The 14865-nt window shown below is 65.0% G+C and carries 17 protein-coding genes; 11 read left to right on the top strand and 6 right to left on the bottom strand.

The annotated features are described in order from the left end of the window. The first annotated feature begins 2 nt into the window (after positions 1-2). Positions 3-608 carry a cytochrome o ubiquinol oxidase subunit III gene (gene cyoC / locus ACVWWJ_RS10580; RefSeq protein WP_159894182.1) on the top strand — a complete coding sequence of 202 codons (606 nt, stop codon included), beginning with the start codon at positions 3-5 and terminating at the stop codon, positions 606-608. Further along, a complete protein-coding gene (cyoD, locus tag ACVWWJ_RS10575) occupies positions 605-955 on the top strand; it encodes a cytochrome o ubiquinol oxidase subunit IV (RefSeq protein ID WP_456967772.1) in 351 nt (116 codons plus the stop codon). Before cyoC ends, cyoD begins: the two co-directional genes overlap by 4 nt. 16 nt (positions 956-971) lie before the next feature. Here cyoD and ACVWWJ_RS10570 read toward each other — a convergent pair whose 3' ends face one another. Together ACVWWJ_RS10570 and ACVWWJ_RS10565 are read right to left on the bottom strand one after the other, a co-directional pair. Beyond that, positions 972-1157: a hypothetical protein gene (locus tag ACVWWJ_RS10570; RefSeq protein WP_159894186.1), complete on the bottom strand. Its 186-nt coding sequence runs from the start codon at positions 1155-1157 to the stop codon at positions 972-974. Between the two features lie 18 nt (positions 1158-1175). Next, positions 1176-1952 (bottom strand): MipA/OmpV family protein, encoded by a 777-nt coding sequence (locus ACVWWJ_RS10565; protein ID WP_456967771.1) that lies wholly within the window; start codon positions 1950-1952, stop codon positions 1176-1178. A 120-nt stretch (positions 1953-2072) separates the two neighbouring features. Here ACVWWJ_RS10565 and ACVWWJ_RS10560 point away from each other — a divergent pair, with 120 nt between their 5' ends. The 7 genes from ACVWWJ_RS10560 to ACVWWJ_RS10530 all read left to right on the top strand — a co-directional run bounded on the left by ACVWWJ_RS10560 (position 2073) and on the right by ACVWWJ_RS10530 (position 8556). Further along, on the top strand, positions 2073-2762 hold the full coding sequence (locus ACVWWJ_RS10560; protein ID WP_456967770.1) for a response regulator transcription factor: 690 nt from the start codon (positions 2073-2075) through the stop codon (positions 2760-2762). After that, a complete protein-coding gene (locus ACVWWJ_RS10555; RefSeq protein ID WP_456967769.1) occupies positions 2746-4074 on the top strand; it encodes a sensor histidine kinase in 1329 nt (442 codons plus the stop codon). Before ACVWWJ_RS10560 ends, ACVWWJ_RS10555 begins: the two co-directional genes overlap by 17 nt. Before the next feature lie 120 nt (positions 4075-4194). Further along, complete coding sequence (gene msrB, locus ACVWWJ_RS10550; RefSeq protein ID WP_159894192.1) at positions 4195-4656, top strand: peptide-methionine (R)-S-oxide reductase MsrB; 462 nt, start codon at positions 4195-4197, stop codon at positions 4654-4656. Next, positions 4653-5153: a peptide-methionine (S)-S-oxide reductase MsrA gene (gene msrA, locus ACVWWJ_RS10545; protein WP_456967767.1), complete on the top strand. Its 501-nt coding sequence runs from the start codon at positions 4653-4655 to the stop codon at positions 5151-5153. Before msrB ends, msrA begins: the two co-directional genes overlap by 4 nt. A 64-nt stretch (positions 5154-5217) precedes the next feature. Continuing rightward, positions 5218-6285 carry a sensor histidine kinase gene (locus ACVWWJ_RS10540; protein ID WP_456967766.1) on the top strand — a complete coding sequence of 356 codons (1068 nt, stop codon included), beginning with the start codon at positions 5218-5220 and terminating at the stop codon, positions 6283-6285. Further along, the gene (locus ACVWWJ_RS10535; protein ID WP_456967764.1) at positions 6252-7043 is read left to right on the top strand and encodes a LytR/AlgR family response regulator transcription factor; all 792 of its coding nucleotides are present in this window, start codon (positions 6252-6254) and stop codon (positions 7041-7043) included. The genes ACVWWJ_RS10540 and ACVWWJ_RS10535 overlap by 34 nt, the downstream gene beginning before the upstream one ends. Positions 7044-7176: 133 nt before the next feature. Then, a complete protein-coding gene (locus tag ACVWWJ_RS10530; protein ID WP_456967763.1) occupies positions 7177-8556 on the top strand; it encodes a serine hydrolase domain-containing protein in 1380 nt (459 codons plus the stop codon). On the opposite strand, the gene gph is transcribed toward ACVWWJ_RS10530, so the two are convergent. Together gph and ACVWWJ_RS10520 are read right to left on the bottom strand one after the other, a co-directional pair. Further along, entirely contained in the window at positions 8537-9196 is a 660-nt protein-coding gene (gene gph / locus ACVWWJ_RS10525; RefSeq protein WP_456967762.1) for a phosphoglycolate phosphatase, read from the bottom strand. The two genes, ACVWWJ_RS10530 and gph, sit on opposite strands and share 20 nt — an antisense overlap. A 29-nt stretch (positions 9197-9225) precedes the next feature. After that, positions 9226-9888 carry a TetR family transcriptional regulator gene (locus ACVWWJ_RS10520; protein ID WP_159894204.1) on the bottom strand — a complete coding sequence of 221 codons (663 nt, stop codon included), beginning with the start codon at positions 9886-9888 and terminating at the stop codon, positions 9226-9228. Between the two features lie 115 nt (positions 9889-10003). Here ACVWWJ_RS10520 and ACVWWJ_RS10515 point away from each other — a divergent pair, with 115 nt between their 5' ends. Then, on the top strand, positions 10004-11554 hold the full coding sequence (locus ACVWWJ_RS10515) for an MDR family MFS transporter (protein WP_456967761.1): 1551 nt from the start codon (positions 10004-10006) through the stop codon (positions 11552-11554). A gap of 106 nt (positions 11555-11660) precedes the next feature. On the opposite strand, the gene ACVWWJ_RS10510 is transcribed toward ACVWWJ_RS10515, so the two are convergent. Next, positions 11661-12545, bottom strand: coding sequence for an AraC family transcriptional regulator N-terminal domain-containing protein (locus ACVWWJ_RS10510; RefSeq protein WP_456967760.1), 885 nt, complete (start codon positions 12543-12545; stop codon positions 11661-11663). 114 nt (positions 12546-12659) lie between these two features. Here ACVWWJ_RS10510 and ACVWWJ_RS10505 point away from each other — a divergent pair, with 114 nt between their 5' ends. Further along, positions 12660-13439 carry an SDR family oxidoreductase gene (locus tag ACVWWJ_RS10505; RefSeq protein WP_159894210.1) on the top strand — a complete coding sequence of 260 codons (780 nt, stop codon included), beginning with the start codon at positions 12660-12662 and terminating at the stop codon, positions 13437-13439. On the opposite strand, the gene ACVWWJ_RS10500 is transcribed toward ACVWWJ_RS10505, so the two are convergent. Further along, complete coding sequence (locus ACVWWJ_RS10500) at positions 13436-14650, bottom strand: MFS transporter (protein WP_456967759.1); 1215 nt, start codon at positions 14648-14650, stop codon at positions 13436-13438. The two genes, ACVWWJ_RS10505 and ACVWWJ_RS10500, sit on opposite strands and share 4 nt — an antisense overlap. Positions 14651-14865: the final 215 nt, after the last annotated feature.

Below are 14865 nucleotides of genomic sequence, written 5' to 3'. Positions count from 1 at the left end.
GCATGAGCACCACACTTGCCACGGCCGGGCACGGCCACGCGGAGCATGACGACGGGTCGATGACCACGGTCGGCTTCTGGATCTACCTGATGAGCGACTGCCTGATCTTCGCGACCCTGTTCGCGACGTTCGGGGTGCTTGCCGGTGCGACCGCGGGCGGCCCGGGGGGCAGGGAGCTCTTCAGCCTGCCATTCGTGCTGACCGAAACCATGTTGCTGCTGTTGAGCAGCTTCACCTTCGGCGCCGGCATGCTCGGTGCGGCGGCGGGCCGTCGGCGCGTGCTCGTCGGCTGGCTCATCGTCACCTTCCTGCTCGGCCTGGGCTTCATCGCCATGGAAGTGCATGAGTTCGTCGAGCTGATCCACGACGGCGCGGGTCCCTCCCGCAGTGCCTTCCTCTCCGCGTACTTCGGGCTCGTTGGTACACACGGCCTGCATGTGCTGTCGGGCCTGGTCTGGCTCAGCGTGATGATCCACCAGGTGCTGCGTTTCGGCCTGGATGGCATCGTCCGGCGCCGGCTGGCCTGCCTCAGCCTGTTCTGGCACTTCCTCGACCTGATCTGGATCTGCGTCTTTACCTTCGTCTACCTGCGCGAGTTCACCCCATGAGTCACGATACCCACGCCCACGGCAGCATGCGGAGCTACGTGTCCGGCTTCATCCTTTCCGTGGCCCTGACGCTGGCCTCGTTCGGCGCCGTGATGTCGAACGTCGTGCCGGCGGGCGCGCGCCTGACCCTTATCGTCGCGCTGTGCGTGGCGCAGCTTTTCGTCCAGTTGGTGTACTTCCTGCACCTGGGATCGGCACGTAGCCAGCGCGCGAACACGGCGATCTTCGCCTGCACGACCTTCCTGATCGCCGTGGTGGTCGCCGGTTCGCTTTGGGTGATGCATAACGCCAACGTCAACATGATGCCGATGCCCATGTCCGTGCATCAGGCGCTGATGCACGAGTAGCAGCTGGCGTTCGGAACTACAGGTTTCGATTGCCCGCGGCCACGGATTCGAGCAACGACACCACGTGCTCGCCTTCGCCAGCGAGTGCGATTTCGACCGCCGTGCGGTCACCCAGCTCCTTGATGGGCGTGAGCAGCAGCCAGTCCCAGACCGCCTGGCGGTCCGGTTCGATGCCGTAGGCCAGGTCCGCTATCCGACGCATGATCCGGTTGCCCATCGCTCAGAACACGTGGCTGAGTGAGATGAAGAAGCTGCGCGTGTGGTCGGCGTTGACCATGGGGCTGTCCTTTACGGCGTCCGGCAGCACGGTGTAGCGCATGCCACCCGACGTGACCCACGAGGGCGACAGGCGATAGATCGCCATCAGATTGACGTACGGCGCGTTGCCGCTGTCCGCGTGATAGGCCGTCAGGCCACTTCGCGCCGCTTCACGGCCGCTGACACCGTAGTAATAGTCGTTGAGCGCGCCGTTGCTGTGCGAGACGCCCACGGCCGGGACAAGAGTGAGAGCGCCCTTCGGCAGCGGATAGCTGTAGTTGGCATCGAGCAAGGTGCCGCCGCCGTGCCCGGTAAATTCCTTCTGCGCACTGGCCGACACGACACCCCATTCGGCCTTGTGCTTCCACGCCACGCCGGCCATGCCGGAGATCTTGCGATCGGACAACTGGCGCAGTCGCGCGTCGTCGGTGTCCTGGTGACGGAAGCGGTTGGCAAAGGGCGACACCAGGATCGAGAGTTCGTCGCTGGGCGTCGAAAACAGCTTGTAGCCGGCCGACGCACCGCGGAAGTAGAACGACTTGCCCTCATAGTTGACCAGGGGCAGGGGCAGGGCCTTGTTGTCGTAGCTGCGATACGGGCTCGGGGCCCAAGCAGCGCCGACACCGAGGCTCCATCCCGCCGGATGCTCGTCCGCGGATTGAGCTGCGGCGGCGGCCGACAGGCCGAAACCGGCCATCAAGGCAAGGAGGGAGGCGGAGCGCGAACGGGATACCGACATGCAGGGAGACTCGTGGGGACGACAGGTCCGGGATGCTGGGGACTGGACATTGCCCCAACATTGCGTGGCCGGATGGCCGTTTAGCGCGTGTTAGGATCGCGCCCCTTCGGGAGGGTTCACATGCGCATACTGCTGGTGGAAGACGAGCCGGAGATGGCCGCCGCGCTCCAGGCCGGGCTCCACCGGCATGGCATGCTCGTGGATATCGCTCCCGACATCGCCAGCGCCAGTGAAGCGTTGCAGTGCAAGGTGCACGACCTGCTCCTGCTCGACAGGCAGCTTCCGGACGGTGACGGCGCGACGCTGTTGATCAAGGCACGGGCGACGCACGCCGACCTGCCGGTGATCATGTTGACCGCTCGCGGCTCGCTGAACGATCGCATCGAAGGCCTCGACCTGGGCGCGGACGACTACCTGGTCAAACCTTTCGCGATCGAGGAACTTCTCGCGCGAATCCGTGCCATTTCCCGACGCCCCGCGCAGATTGCCTTGCCCGTCGCCGTCCTGGGCAACCTCTGCTTCGACTTCACCGCTCGCGAAGCGGTGGTCGAAGGGCAACCCCTGCGCCTGCAGCGACGCCAGTTGCTCCTGCTCGAGGCGCTGGCGTACCGCCACGGCCGCACCGTGCAGCGCGAGGTGCTCCAGGAGGCGGTTTATGGCTTCGACGACGCGATCCAGTCCAATGCGCTGGACGCCCATGTGTCCAAGTTGCGACGCGCCCTGGCCGAAGCGCAGGCGAGTGTCGAGATCCACGTGATCCGTGGCATCGGCTATCTGCTCAGGGAGGTGCGCGATGGGCAGGCACACTAAGTCGCTGACGACCCAGCTGGGTGCCCGGTTGAGCGTCCTGCAGATCGTCATCCTGATCGCGACGATCGCCGCGCTGACCTGGAGCATCCTCAGCGCGCGTGCGGCATACATCGACGAGGACCTGGCACGCGGTATCGCGCGGGCGGTCACGGTCGACAACGGCACGATGCATCTTCGTGACACCGGCGACATGCGCGCCATGTTCGACACCGCACCGCGCATCTGGTTTGCGGTCGAGGACGAGCAAGGCCATCGCCTGAGCCATGGCAGCGTGCCGCAGGCGTACGGCTCCCTCGTCAATGCGCTATCGACGCTGGAAGCGTCCGAGGTCCATACCACCGGCGCCCCTTACGAACTTGCCATGCGTGTGATCGTGGAAAACACGGCGCACGGTCGCATCCACGTCATCGTCGGCGGTGCACCCGTACTCGGGCTCGCGCTCGTTTTCTTCAAGATTTCGGTTTACCTGGGCATCCGGATCGGGCTACCGCTGGTGCTGGTCACCCTCGTGGCTGTTCCCTGGCTGGTCCACCGATCGATGGCCGGCGTCGGCAAGGTGGCGGACCAGGCACAGCGCATCAACATCGATGAGCGCGGTGCCCAGCTCGAAGACGGCGCGGTGCCGCGGGAGCTTCAACCCCTGGTGCGTGCCTTCAACCTGGCCCTGGAGCGGCTGGGCGAGGGTTACGACGCACGGGACCGCTTCCTGGCGGATGCCGCCCACGAACTGCGCGCACCGATCGCCATCCTCGAGGCCCGCCTCGACACCTTGCCGCATGGCGAGGCGCGGACCCGCCTGCTGACGGATCTGGCCCGGCTGGCCAATATCGCCGAGCAGTTGCTCGACCTGCAGCGGCTGGGCAAGCAGGTGACCGTGTTCGAACCGCTGGACCTGGTGACCCTGGTGCGCGAGGTAAGCGCCGACGTTGCGCCGCTGGTGCTGGACGCGGGCTACGAGCTGGCCATGGACGCACCCGATCACGCGGTCGTCGTCATGGGAGACCGGCTGTCGCTTTCCCGCGCGGTGACCAACCTGCTGCAGAACGCCATCGCGCATGCCGGCGGCATGGGCCTGATCCACGTAGCGGTGACGGCTGACGGCGGGTTTGAGATCAGCGATGAAGGCCCGGGCATTCCCGTGGCCGAGCGAGCGAAGGTGTTTACCCCCTTTTACCGCCTGCGCCCAAGCAGCGTGGGTACCGGCCTGGGCCTGCACCTGGTGCAGGAGATCGTGGCGCGCCACGGCGGCGAGATCGGCGTGAGCGACGCCGCCGGGGGTGGCGCGCGTTTCTGGGTAAAGCTCCCGATGTAGGCCATGTGGGAGCAAATCCTTACTATTGTTTCCGCCACATTCGACCGCATTATCTGATGAGCGGTGGAGCAAGCCTTTCACCGGCCTGCGGCCCCGATCTTCATCCCACTGGAGGTCCCCATGTCCGACTATCGCAAGACCCCCGAAGCCCTCGCCAAGCTGACCCCGGAACAGTTCCGGGTGACCCAGACGGCTGGCACCGAGCGGCCGTTCCACAACGAATTCAATGACAACAAAGAGCCAGGTATCTACGTCGATATCGTCTCCGGTGAACCCCTGTTCTCGTCCTTCGACAAATTCGACAGCGGCTGCGGCTGGCCCAGCTTCACGCGCCCCCTCGAAGCGGACCACGTCGAAGAGAAGCGCGACATCACCCACGGCATGATCCGCACCGAGGTTCGTTCGGCGAATGCGGATAGCCACCTGGGTCATGTGTTCCCCGACGGCCCGCGCGACCAGGGCGGCCTGCGGTACTGCATCAACTCGGCGTCGCTGCGCTTCGTGCCGGTGGCCGACCTCGAGAAGGAAGGCTACGGCCAGTACGTCCATATGTTCGATAGCGAGACCGGAGGTGTCCTGTGAGCTCACGCGCCATTCTTGCCGGCGGTTGTTTCTGGGGTATGCAGGACCTGATCCGTAAGCAGCCCGGCGTGATCGCCACGCGCGTCGGTTATTCCGGCGGCGACGTACCGAACGCCACCTACCGTAACCACGGCAGCCATGCCGAGGCGATCGAGATCGAGTTCGATCCGGCGAAGATCAGCTATCGCAAGATCCTGGAGTTCTTCTTCCAGATCCACGATCCGAGTACGCTGAATCGGCAAGGAAATGATCGCGGTGAGAGCTACCGCTCCGCCATTTTCTACCTCGATGACGAGCAGAAAGCCGTTGCGGAAGACACCATCGCGGATGTCGATGCGTCGGGTCTGTGGCCGGGCAAGGCGGTGACCGAACTGGCTCCGGCAGGCCCTTTCTGGGAGGCCGAACCCGAGCACCAGGATTACCTGGAGAAGTATCCGAACGGTTACACGTGTCATTTCATCCGCCCGGACTGGGTCCTCCCCAGGCGCGCCGCCTGATCCCTCCCGGCGTGCCGGCTCTGGTATAAGGGCCGGCACGCAAGACAGGGGTGGGGGCCTCGACATGAAGACAGGGAAGAAAGGTCAGGCAGCGATCCTCTGGGTCGCCTTGCTCGTGGCCATCGGTTTACTCAGGGCGTCGAACCGTTATCTCATCGATATCGCCAACCACGTGCCATCGCTTTTTGCGCCGAAGCTGATCGACGAACTCACCGGTTCGTTGAGCTTCGGCGTTTTTCTGCCGGTGTTGTTTTTCCTCTTGCGTCGTATCGCACGTATTGCGCCGGGCCCGGCACGCCTGCTCGGGCATGGGGGGCTGTTTCTCGCCCTTTCCGCCGCGCAGACCACGCTCATGCTGGGCCTGCGGCTGCTGGTGTTTCCGCTGGCCGGATACGCGGATTACGCCGCGTTGCCGACCGGGTGGCGTTACCTCATGGAAATGCCGACCCAGCTGTTCTTTTACGCGGTGATCGCGCTGGGTTTGTGGCTTTTCGACCGCTACCGTGAAGGGCAGGCCAGGGAACTGCGTGCCGCGCAACTGGAATCCGCGCTTTCCGACGCGCGCCTCGAGGCATTGCGCCTCCAACTGAATCCACACTTCCTTTTCAACACGCTCAACGCGGTTTCGGAGCTGATGTATGAGCGCCCGCAGGTTGCCGACGAGATGCTCTCGCGCATCGGCGAATTGCTGCGCGCGACGCTATCCGCCACCGCGCAGGAACACCGGCTGGCGGACGAGTGGCAGTTGCTCGCGTTGTACCTCGATATCCAGCGGGCGCGCTTCGGTAGCGGACTGGACGCGCATGTTGAAGGCGACGTGGCGCTGGATGACCTGCACGTGCCGTTCCTGATCCTGCAGCCACTGGTCGAAAACGCGATCGAACACGGTGGGAGCGGTGATGGCAGGCGGGTGACGGTCGATGCGAGGCGCGAGGCGGGCAGGCTGACGCTGCGTGTTCGCGACTTCGGCGGTGGCACGGCACGACCGGGCCACGGGATCGGCTTTGCGAACGTGGATGCCCGCCTGCGTCATCTGTACGGTGCAGACGCAGGCGTAAGCCGCGATGCTGCCGACGGGGGCGGCTCGGTGGTGACGGTGTGGCTACCGGCACGACGCTGGGCGGCGGCATGAGCCTGCGCATTCTTGTCGTCGATGACGAAGCGCCTGCACGCGCCAAACTGCGTCGCTATCTCGCCGCGGCCGACGGTCTGGAATGGGTCGGCGAAGCAGGCAATGGCATCGAAGCGATCACGCTGATCCAGCGTCTGCGGCCGGATGTGATCTTCCTCGATATCAGCATGCCGGGCATGGATGGCTTCGGCGTCCTGCAGGCGCTGGGCGAGCCGCTGCCGGCCGAAATCGTCTTCGTCACCGCGCACGACACCCATGCCGTGCGGGCCTTCGAGGTGCATGCGTTCGACTACCTGCTCAAGCCGGTCGGGCCGCAACGCTTCGACCGTCTCGCCGCCCGGCTATGCAAACTGCTGGTTCCTGCCGTAAGCGTGGGGGTGCGTGTGGATGGGTTGCTCGACGCGCTGCCAGCGCCCGCGCATTACGTGGAACGGCTGCTGCTGCCGACCGGCGACAGCGCGGAGCTGGTCCATGTCGACCGCATCGATCGAATCGAGTCGGACCGCAACTACGTCGACATCTACGTAGAGGGTACGCCGCGCCGTCTGCGCGGCACGCTCGACGCCATGCAGGCCCGACTGTCGCCGTCCCACTTCGTCCGCATCAATCGCTCGACGGTGGTCAGGCTGGATGCGATCACGGAGCTGAAACCCTGGCCCGAAGGCGAGCACCGCCTGCTTCTGCGTGACGGCTCGCGCGTCACCTGGACACGGCGCTACCTGGATCAGCTGCCACCGGGGCTCGCGCTCGAACTCTGACGGACCGACGGAGTGTCTGGTCAGGCGGCTTGGTCCCCGTACGTGCCGCTTTCGTCCCAGGAGGCCGGCAACGCGGGCGTGGTCATGCCCAGAATGCCCCACATCACACCGTGCGGAAGCAGAGGGGACCAGCGTGGGCAAGAAAACATGGATCGCCGGAGGCATCATCGTCGTGGCTGCCGCCTCCGCCTGGGTGGTATTCCGTCCGGACCAGGCGCTGCGTGTCGCGGCCGGCGTCGCCGCGCACCACGTCTGCTCGATGACGTTCATCGGTGGCCAGGACCCCAAGCGCACGTACGATGAGCTGGTGGTGCCGATGATCGGCAGCGTGGCGGGTCATCTGCTGAGCGTCCAGGTGTCACGGGACACGCAAAGCGTGGAGGTGTCCAGCTGGGTGCGGTCACTGGCGCGTGCGTCCTTCACTCGTGGCTACGGTTGCCGACTCGACTTGCGGGGTAATGTGCCACTCGTCGCGGACCCGCCGGGCAACGCGACCGACGGGCCATTCGGTGATGACTTCGGGCCGGACGAGCCCGTCGCGGCGCGCGAGCCTGCGGTTGCGAGGGCGCTGGACCATGTCTTTGCCGAACGCGACGGTGAACCGCCGAAGCGGGTCAAGGCGGTCGTCGTGGTCAAGGACGGTGTCGTGGTGGCCGAGCGCTATGCCGACGGTGTCGACATGCATACGCCGATGATCAGTTTCTCCGTCGCCAAGTCTTTTACCAATGCGCTGCTGGGGATGCTCGTGAGCGACGGCAAGCTGCGTGTCGACCAGCCGCTGGCTCCGCCGGAATGGCGACACCCTGGCGATGCACGCGCCTCCATCACCGTGGAAGACCTCATGCGGATGCGCAGCGGACTGGCTGCGGAAGAAGCGGAGTCGGCTTTCAGCCCGGTGGCGCAGATGGAATTCCTCCACGGCGACATGGCCGGCTTTGCGGCCGCGCAGCCGGCGAAAGAAGCGCCGGGGAAAACCTTCGAATACACCTCGGCGGATACGGTCCTGCTCGACAGGAAGATCGGTGAACTCGTCGGCGGCGGTGCGGCGGGTGTGCGTGACTACGCGCGCCATCGCCTGTTCCGCCGCCTGGGCATGCACGACGCCACCATGGAGTTCGATGGCAAGGGAACGTTCATTGGTTCCACCTACGTCTACGCGAGCGCCCGCGACTTCGCGAAGTTCGGCTTGCTGTACCTCAACGACGGCGTCGCACCGACCGGTGAGCGACTGCTTCCTCGCGGCTGGGTTGCGTGGTCGCGATCGTCCACGCTGGGTGCGCCTTATGGCGCCGGGTTCTGGACCAACGACGGGCCGAGCCAGACCGCGAAGTGGCGTGTAGAAGGCGGCTTCCCGAAGGACGGTTTCTTCGCCAGCGGCACGATGGGCCAGCGCATCTACATCGTGCCGTCGCAACATCTGGTGATCACGCGCTTCGGGTACTCGGCGCCGCCCGACTACGGCATCGAAGACGATGTCGCGCTGATCAAGGCGGTTATCGGGAGTTACCGATAGTGAGCAGGTCGGGCATGCGGTCGATGACGGCCAGCGCGCCGACCGCGTTGAGGTCGAGGGACTTGCGATAGCCGTAAGTGACCATCACCAACGACAGCCCGGCGTCGTGTGCGGCGAGAACGTCGCTCTCCGAGTCACCCACCATGAGCGTCTCATCCGGCGAGACGCCGGCTTCCTTTGCCAGGTGCAGCAAGGGCACACCGCTGGGCTTGCGCTCCGGCAAGGTGTTGCCGCCGACGATACCGTCGATGTACGGCAGCATCCCGCGCACCTTGAGCAAGGGACGCACGAACTCTTCATTCTTGTTGGTGCACACGGCGAGCTTCACGCCCTGCGCGTGCAGCGCGGCCAGCGTGTCGACCACGCCTTCATACGCAGTGGCGTCGAGCGCGGTCTCGGCGTAGTGGACGAGGAAGCCGGGCATCACGTCATCGATATCGGCGTCGCTACCAGCGTGGCGAAATGCGTAGGTGATCAGCATGCGTGAGCCTTCGCCGATCCATTCGATGATCTGCGCGACGTCGTAGGTCGGCAGTTTCCAGTCGGTCAGTGTGCGGTTGACCGATTCGGCGATATCGGCCGCGCTGTCCACCAGCGTGCCGTCGAGATCGAAAATGACCAGGGAAAAGGGGAAGGCCAAGGGGTCGCTCCGCGGGTAAACCCGACATTCTACGCCTTGGCCGGACCGACACCGTGGCGAAGCAGGGCGAGTGCGTGCCGGGTGATCTGTTCGGGACCGATGTGACTGCGCAGGGGATCGTCGCGCCATTTGCGCGAGGCGGTCATCGGCAACACCGTGAGGCTCAGCACTGAGCCAATGATTAGCGCGGGGTCCAGATCCTCACCAAGGAGGCCCTCGGCCTGCCAGCGTCGCATGGTGTCCAGCACCGTGACCTGGCGGCTTTCACTGAAGCGCTTGTGGATGTGCTGCTTGAACAGATCGTCTTCACGGAGCATCTCGCCGAAGAAGACCGGGCCTATCCACGGACTCTCGGCGGCCAGCTCGACGAACCGCTGCGCGAGCGTCGTGAACGCGGCAACGGGATCGTGCGCGTTCTCCAGGAAGATGCCTTCGATGTGCCGGCGCATGGGCGCGATGCGCTCGTCGAAAAGCACGTCGAACAGCTCGTCACGAGTCTTGAAGTAGTAGTGCACGGCAGCGGGGGTCATGCCGGCGGCGCGGGCGATCGCCGCCAGCGTGGTCTCGGCGTACCCCTGGCGGGCAAAGAGCTCGAGTGCGATGCCGACCAGGCGCTGGCGTTGATCGGGGCTATCGGCCTGCGCTGGCGGACGGCCCGGACGGCGGGCTCGGCTGAGGGTTGGTTCGACCACGGGTTTCTACCTTGGAATCTATGACGCATGGATACCACGACGACGGGTGGATTGACGTCGGTCCGGCCACGGGCATATATTAACTCACCACTTAATTAATTTACAGGCAGGCCTCTTGAGCACCCAAACGCTTGAGCAACCGGCGGAAACGCCCGATGCCGTGCTCCCGGCGGCCGCTACGCCGGCGCCGCCCGCGCCGCCGTCCCTGCGCCTGTTGTTCCCGGCGTTGATGCTGGTGATGCTCCTGGCCGCCCTCGACCAGACCATCGTCTCCACGGCGCTGCCGACCATCGTCGGCGACCTCGGCGGGCTGAACCAGTTGTCCTGGGTGGTGACGTCCTACCTGCTGACCTCCACCGTGGTCGTGCCGCTGTACGGCAAGTTCGGCGACCTGTTCGGACGCAAGATCGTGCTGCAGACGGCCATCGTGATCTTCCTGGTCGGTTCGGTGCTGTGCGGCCTCGCGCAGGACATGACCCAGCTCATCCTGATGCGCGCATTGCAGGGCCTGGGTGGCGGTGGCCTGCTCGTGATCACCATGGCGGCGATCGGCGACGTCATCCCGCCAGCGGACCGCGGCAAGTACCAGGGTCTTTTCGGTGGGGTCTATGGCCTTGCCACGGTGATCGGACCGCTGATCGGTGGCTTCATGGTCGACCACCTGTCGTGGCGGTGGATTTTCTACGTGAACCTGCCGCTGGGCATCCTCTCGCTGGTGGTGATCGCGGCGGTGTTCCATCCGCACGTGCGTCACGTGAAGCACAAGATCGATTACTGGGGCGCCGGCTGGCTTGCCCTCGCGCTGAGCAGCCTGATCCTGTTCACCACCGAAGGCGGCACGATGCTGCCGTGGAATGCGGCGGAGCTGTGGTTCATCCTAGCCTTCGCCGTTGTCGGCGTCGCTGGTTTCATCTACGAAGAAACCATCGCCAGCGAGCCGATCATCCCGCTCGGGCTGTTTCGTCACCGCACCTTCCTGCTCAGTTGCCTCATCGGCTTTTTCGTCGGCGCCGCGCTGTTCGGCTCGACCACCTTCCTGCCGCTGTACCTGCAGGTGGTAAAGGGCGTCTCGCCGACGGGTGCCGGCATGCAGTTGCTGCCGCTCATGGGTGGGGTACTGGTCAGCTCGATCGTCAGTGGCCGCATCATCAGCAAGATCGGGCGCTATCGCGTGTTCCCGATCGTCGGCACGTTCATCGCGACGATCGCTCTGGTGCTGCTCGGCACGCTGAAGGACGAAAGCCCCATCGCGCTGATCTACACCTATGCCGGCCTGCTCGGCCTGGGTCTGGGCATGGTGCTGCAGGTGTTGATCCTCGCCACGCAGAACAGCGTGGAGATGAAGGTCATGGGCGTCGCGACCTCGGGCGTCACGATGTTCCGTTCGATCGGTGGTTCGATCGGCGTGTCGGTGTTCGGCACCATCTTCACCAACGGCTTGCAGTCACGGACGGCGTCATTCATGCCGGCCGGCCCGGCATCACCGCACGCTTTCGGGCCGGATGCAGTGGCGAAGCTGCCGCCGGACATCCACGCGCGCTATCTCCATGCGTTTGGCGCGTCATTGCACACGGTGTATCACGTGGCCGCCTGCGTGATCGCCATCGCCTTCGTGCTGGCCTGGTGGCTGAAGGACGTTCCTCTGAAGCGCGCGCAAGCCCGCTAGCGTTGTCATCTGTGGGAGCCGATTCATCGGCGATCCCGCGGCAGCGGGCCAGGTTTTCGCGAGCACCCAATCGCCGATGAATCGGCTCCCACAGGAGAGCATCGCCTCACGCCTGCTGGAGCAGCTTCGCATCACGCCGCGGTGGTAGCCCGAACATGCGCGAATACTCGCGGCTGAACTGCGACGCGCTTTCATAGCCAACGGCGAAGGCAGCCGTCTCCGCACTGGCGGCCTCGCCAACCATCAACCGTCGCGCTTCGAGCAGGCGCATCTGCTTCTGGTACTGCAGCGGCGTCATCGCCGTGAGCCGACGGAACTGGCGATGGAAGGCGGAGGCACTCATCTGTGCGCTCGCCGCCAGATCTTCGATACGTACCGTCTCGGCGAAGCGGTCGCGCAGCCGGTGGATGGCGGCGATGACCCGATGCGCGTGCGTGTTGGCAAGGACCATGCGCGCCACTTCCGCACCGTGCGGGCCGCTCAGGAGCCAATAAGCGATCTCGCGCATGATCGCCGGTTGCAGCACCGGAATGGCCTTGGGTGTATCGAGCAGACGCACCAGGCGCAAGGTGCAATCGGCCAGCGGCCCGTCGAAATCCGTGACAAACACGCCCGAGCCGGGGCCTTCGCCACCCGGTGCGGGCGTACCGAGGGCATCGGCCACCTCGCGCATGATCGCGAGGTCGAACTCGATGATGATGCCGAGGAACGGTTCGGTGGGACTGGCTTGCGCGACACGGCCGAGCGCTGGCGTTTCCACGCTGACGATGAGTGCCTGACCCGCGCGATAGTCCATGTGGCGGTCGCCGAACACCGCCCATTTCGCGCCCTGTACGACGATGCAGAGAGCGGGCTTGAAGATCAGGTGCGTGGGCGGCCGTTCGTTGTCGGAACGCAGCAAGACCATACCGGCGACATCGGTCACCACGGGGCCGTAGTGCTCCTGGTCGGCCATATGGCGGAGCAGGGCGCGAACGAGTTCGGAAGTCATGGGTCATCGTATGCCCATGAACAGGATCAGGCAAGAATAGGCTGGGTTCGCGCATTCAGTCACGGGCGCGGGAGGCCTATCGTTCGCCCAGGCCCCACACCCGAAGGAAAGTCCGTGACCAACGAAAATGCAACAAATAGCGCTTCAAAGATTGCCATCGTTACCGGTGGCAGCCGTGGCATCGGCCGTAGCACCGTGCTCCACCTGGCGGAACGCGGCGTCGATAGCATCTTCACCTACCGCGAGAATCAGGCAGAAGCAGCGAAGGTGATTGCCGCGGTCGAGGCGCAGGGCAGGCGGGCGATCGCGCTGCCGCTGGATACCGGTGTTGCCGGGTCGTTCGATGCGTTCGTGGAGCGTGCGAAGGGCGCCATCGGTGAGCTCGGGGCAACGCGCTTCGACTACCTGGTAAACAACGCCGGCCAGTCCTTGCACAAGTCCTTCGACCAGACGACGGAAGCCGAACTCGATGCCATCTACAACGTCCATTTCAAGGGCGTGTACCTGCTGACCCAGAAGCTGTTGCCTCTCATCAACGACGGCGGACGCATCATCAATATTTCCTCGGGCCTCGCCCGGGTATCCATGCCCGGTAGTTCGGCCTACGGCGCGATGAAGGGCGCCGTGGAAGTGCTGACGCGATACATGGCGGCGGAACTGGGGCCGCGCGGCATCGCGGTCAACACCGTGGCCCCGGGCGCCGTCGCCACCGATTTCAGCGGCGGGATGGTGCGCGACACGCCGGAGCTGGCCCAGCGCATCTCGAGCATGACTGCGCTGGGCCGGGTGGGCCAGCCGGACGACCTCGGCGCGATGATCGCGTCGCTGGTCTCGGACGCCAACCGCTGGATCAGCGGTCAGCGCATCGAGGTATCCGGCGGCATGCTGGTTTAATGCACCGCAGCTTCGGCGGCCGTCGCAAGCGCCGGCTTGCGGCTGCCGAAGCTGAGCAGCAACACCAGCGCGACGACGACGGCGATACCACCCACCACCAGTGCCGGCACGACGCCTAAGCCATCGACCACACGACCACCGACGAAGGAACCAGCGGCGATGGCGAGCTGGTAGGTCATGACGAACAAGGCCGAACTGGCTTCCGCGTGGTCACCGGCATAACGCGACACCCATACGCTCAGGGCCACCGGCAGGGCGCCGTAGGCCATGCCCCAGAGCAGGATGTCGGCACTGGCGCCGGCGTGCGACGCGCCCAACAGCGGCAGAGCGAAGATGGTGGCGCCAAGCAGGACCATGGTGGCACCCAGGGTCCAGCCGAGGTTCTTCGCGATCGCTTTCGGAGCGATGAAATTGCCGATGAAGCCGACGACGCCGAAGCCAAGCAGCGCCGCCGTGATGCCGTGCTCGTCGAAGCCGGCACGTTCGATCAGGAAAGGGGCGATATACGTGTAAGCGGTGAAGTGCGCAGCAATGACCACCGCCATCATGATCAGGCTCAGGCGGGACGACGAACGGCGCAGCAGCGTGCCGAAGTCGGCTGTCTTCACCACGGTTTCCGACGGCAGGCGTGGCAGCAGGAAGAACTGCGCGATCAGGGCGACGAAGACCAGCGCGCCCGTGGCGATAAACGCGTAGCGCCACGAAGCGACGCTACCGATCAGGGTGCCGAGTGGCACGCCGATGATGGTGGCGAAGGTGATACCCGCGAACATTGTCGCGGTAGCCAGGGCGGCCTGCTCCGGACGCACGAGACGCCCGGCTGCCGCCAGCGCGACCGCCCAGAACCCGCCGAGGGCGACGCCGAGCAGCGCACGGGCCACCAGCATGGTGGCGAATCCCGTTGCCGAGGCAGCGACGACGTTGGCGACCATCAGCAGCACCGACAGGAGCAGCAGCACCTTGCGGCGGTCGACGCGACCGGCAAGCAGCGTGGTCAGTGGTGCCGCCATCGCGGCGACCAGACCGGTGGTTGTGACCATGAGGCCGCCGATACCGGTCTTGAGATGGAGCTCGCCCGTGATCTGCGGTAACAGACCGATCGGCAGGAACTCCGTGGTGACGAAGGCGAAGGCTGCTAGGGTCACGGCAGCCACGGCCAGCCAGCCACCTTTGGCGGCGCTGGAGGCATTCGGGAGGGGTTGCGTAGTCATGGTTTTTGGCCATCGCGAGAAAGTGATGACACCTATATGCCGTCCGGTTTTGCGGACTGTAGGGATGGCAATGTCCGGATACCTCGGCCTTGGCGGATGTAATGTGGGAGCCGATTCATCGGCGAATCAAAACATGTGGGAGCCGATTGCCCCCTATCGCCGATGAATCGGCTCCCACAGGTGTGTATTTCATTCGGCGATAACATGACGACCGT

The organism is Luteibacter sp. HA06 (assembly GCF_054061215.1).
Note: the sequence above shows the minus strand (reverse complement) of the source record. Positions and strands in the feature narration are given on the sequence as shown.

Excerpts from the sequence above, each read along its gene's own strand:
- cyoC (WP_159894182.1), top strand. The coding sequence starts at position 3 with ATGAGCACCACACTTGCCACGGCCGGGCACGGCCACGCGGAGCATGAC.
- cyoD (WP_456967772.1), top strand. The coding sequence starts at position 605 with ATGAGTCACGATACCCACGCCCACGGCAGCATGCGGAGCTACGTGTCC.
- ACVWWJ_RS10570 (WP_159894186.1), bottom strand. The coding sequence starts at position 1,157 with ATGCGTCGGATAGCGGACCTGGCCTACGGCATCGAACCGGACCGCCAG.
- ACVWWJ_RS10565 (WP_456967771.1), bottom strand. The coding sequence starts at position 1,952 with ATGTCGGTATCCCGTTCGCGCTCCGCCTCCCTCCTTGCCTTGATGGCC.
- ACVWWJ_RS10560 (WP_456967770.1), top strand. The coding sequence starts at position 2,073 with ATGCGCATACTGCTGGTGGAAGACGAGCCGGAGATGGCCGCCGCGCTC.
- ACVWWJ_RS10555 (WP_456967769.1), top strand. The coding sequence starts at position 2,746 with ATGGGCAGGCACACTAAGTCGCTGACGACCCAGCTGGGTGCCCGGTTG.
- msrB (WP_159894192.1), top strand. The coding sequence starts at position 4,195 with ATGTCCGACTATCGCAAGACCCCCGAAGCCCTCGCCAAGCTGACCCCG.
- ACVWWJ_RS10540 (WP_456967766.1), top strand. The coding sequence starts at position 5,218 with ATGAAGACAGGGAAGAAAGGTCAGGCAGCGATCCTCTGGGTCGCCTTG.
- ACVWWJ_RS10510 (WP_456967760.1), bottom strand. The coding sequence starts at position 12,545 with ATGACTTCCGAACTCGTTCGCGCCCTGCTCCGCCATATGGCCGACCAG.
- ACVWWJ_RS10500 (WP_456967759.1), bottom strand. The coding sequence starts at position 14,650 with ATGACTACGCAACCCCTCCCGAATGCCTCCAGCGCCGCCAAAGGTGGC.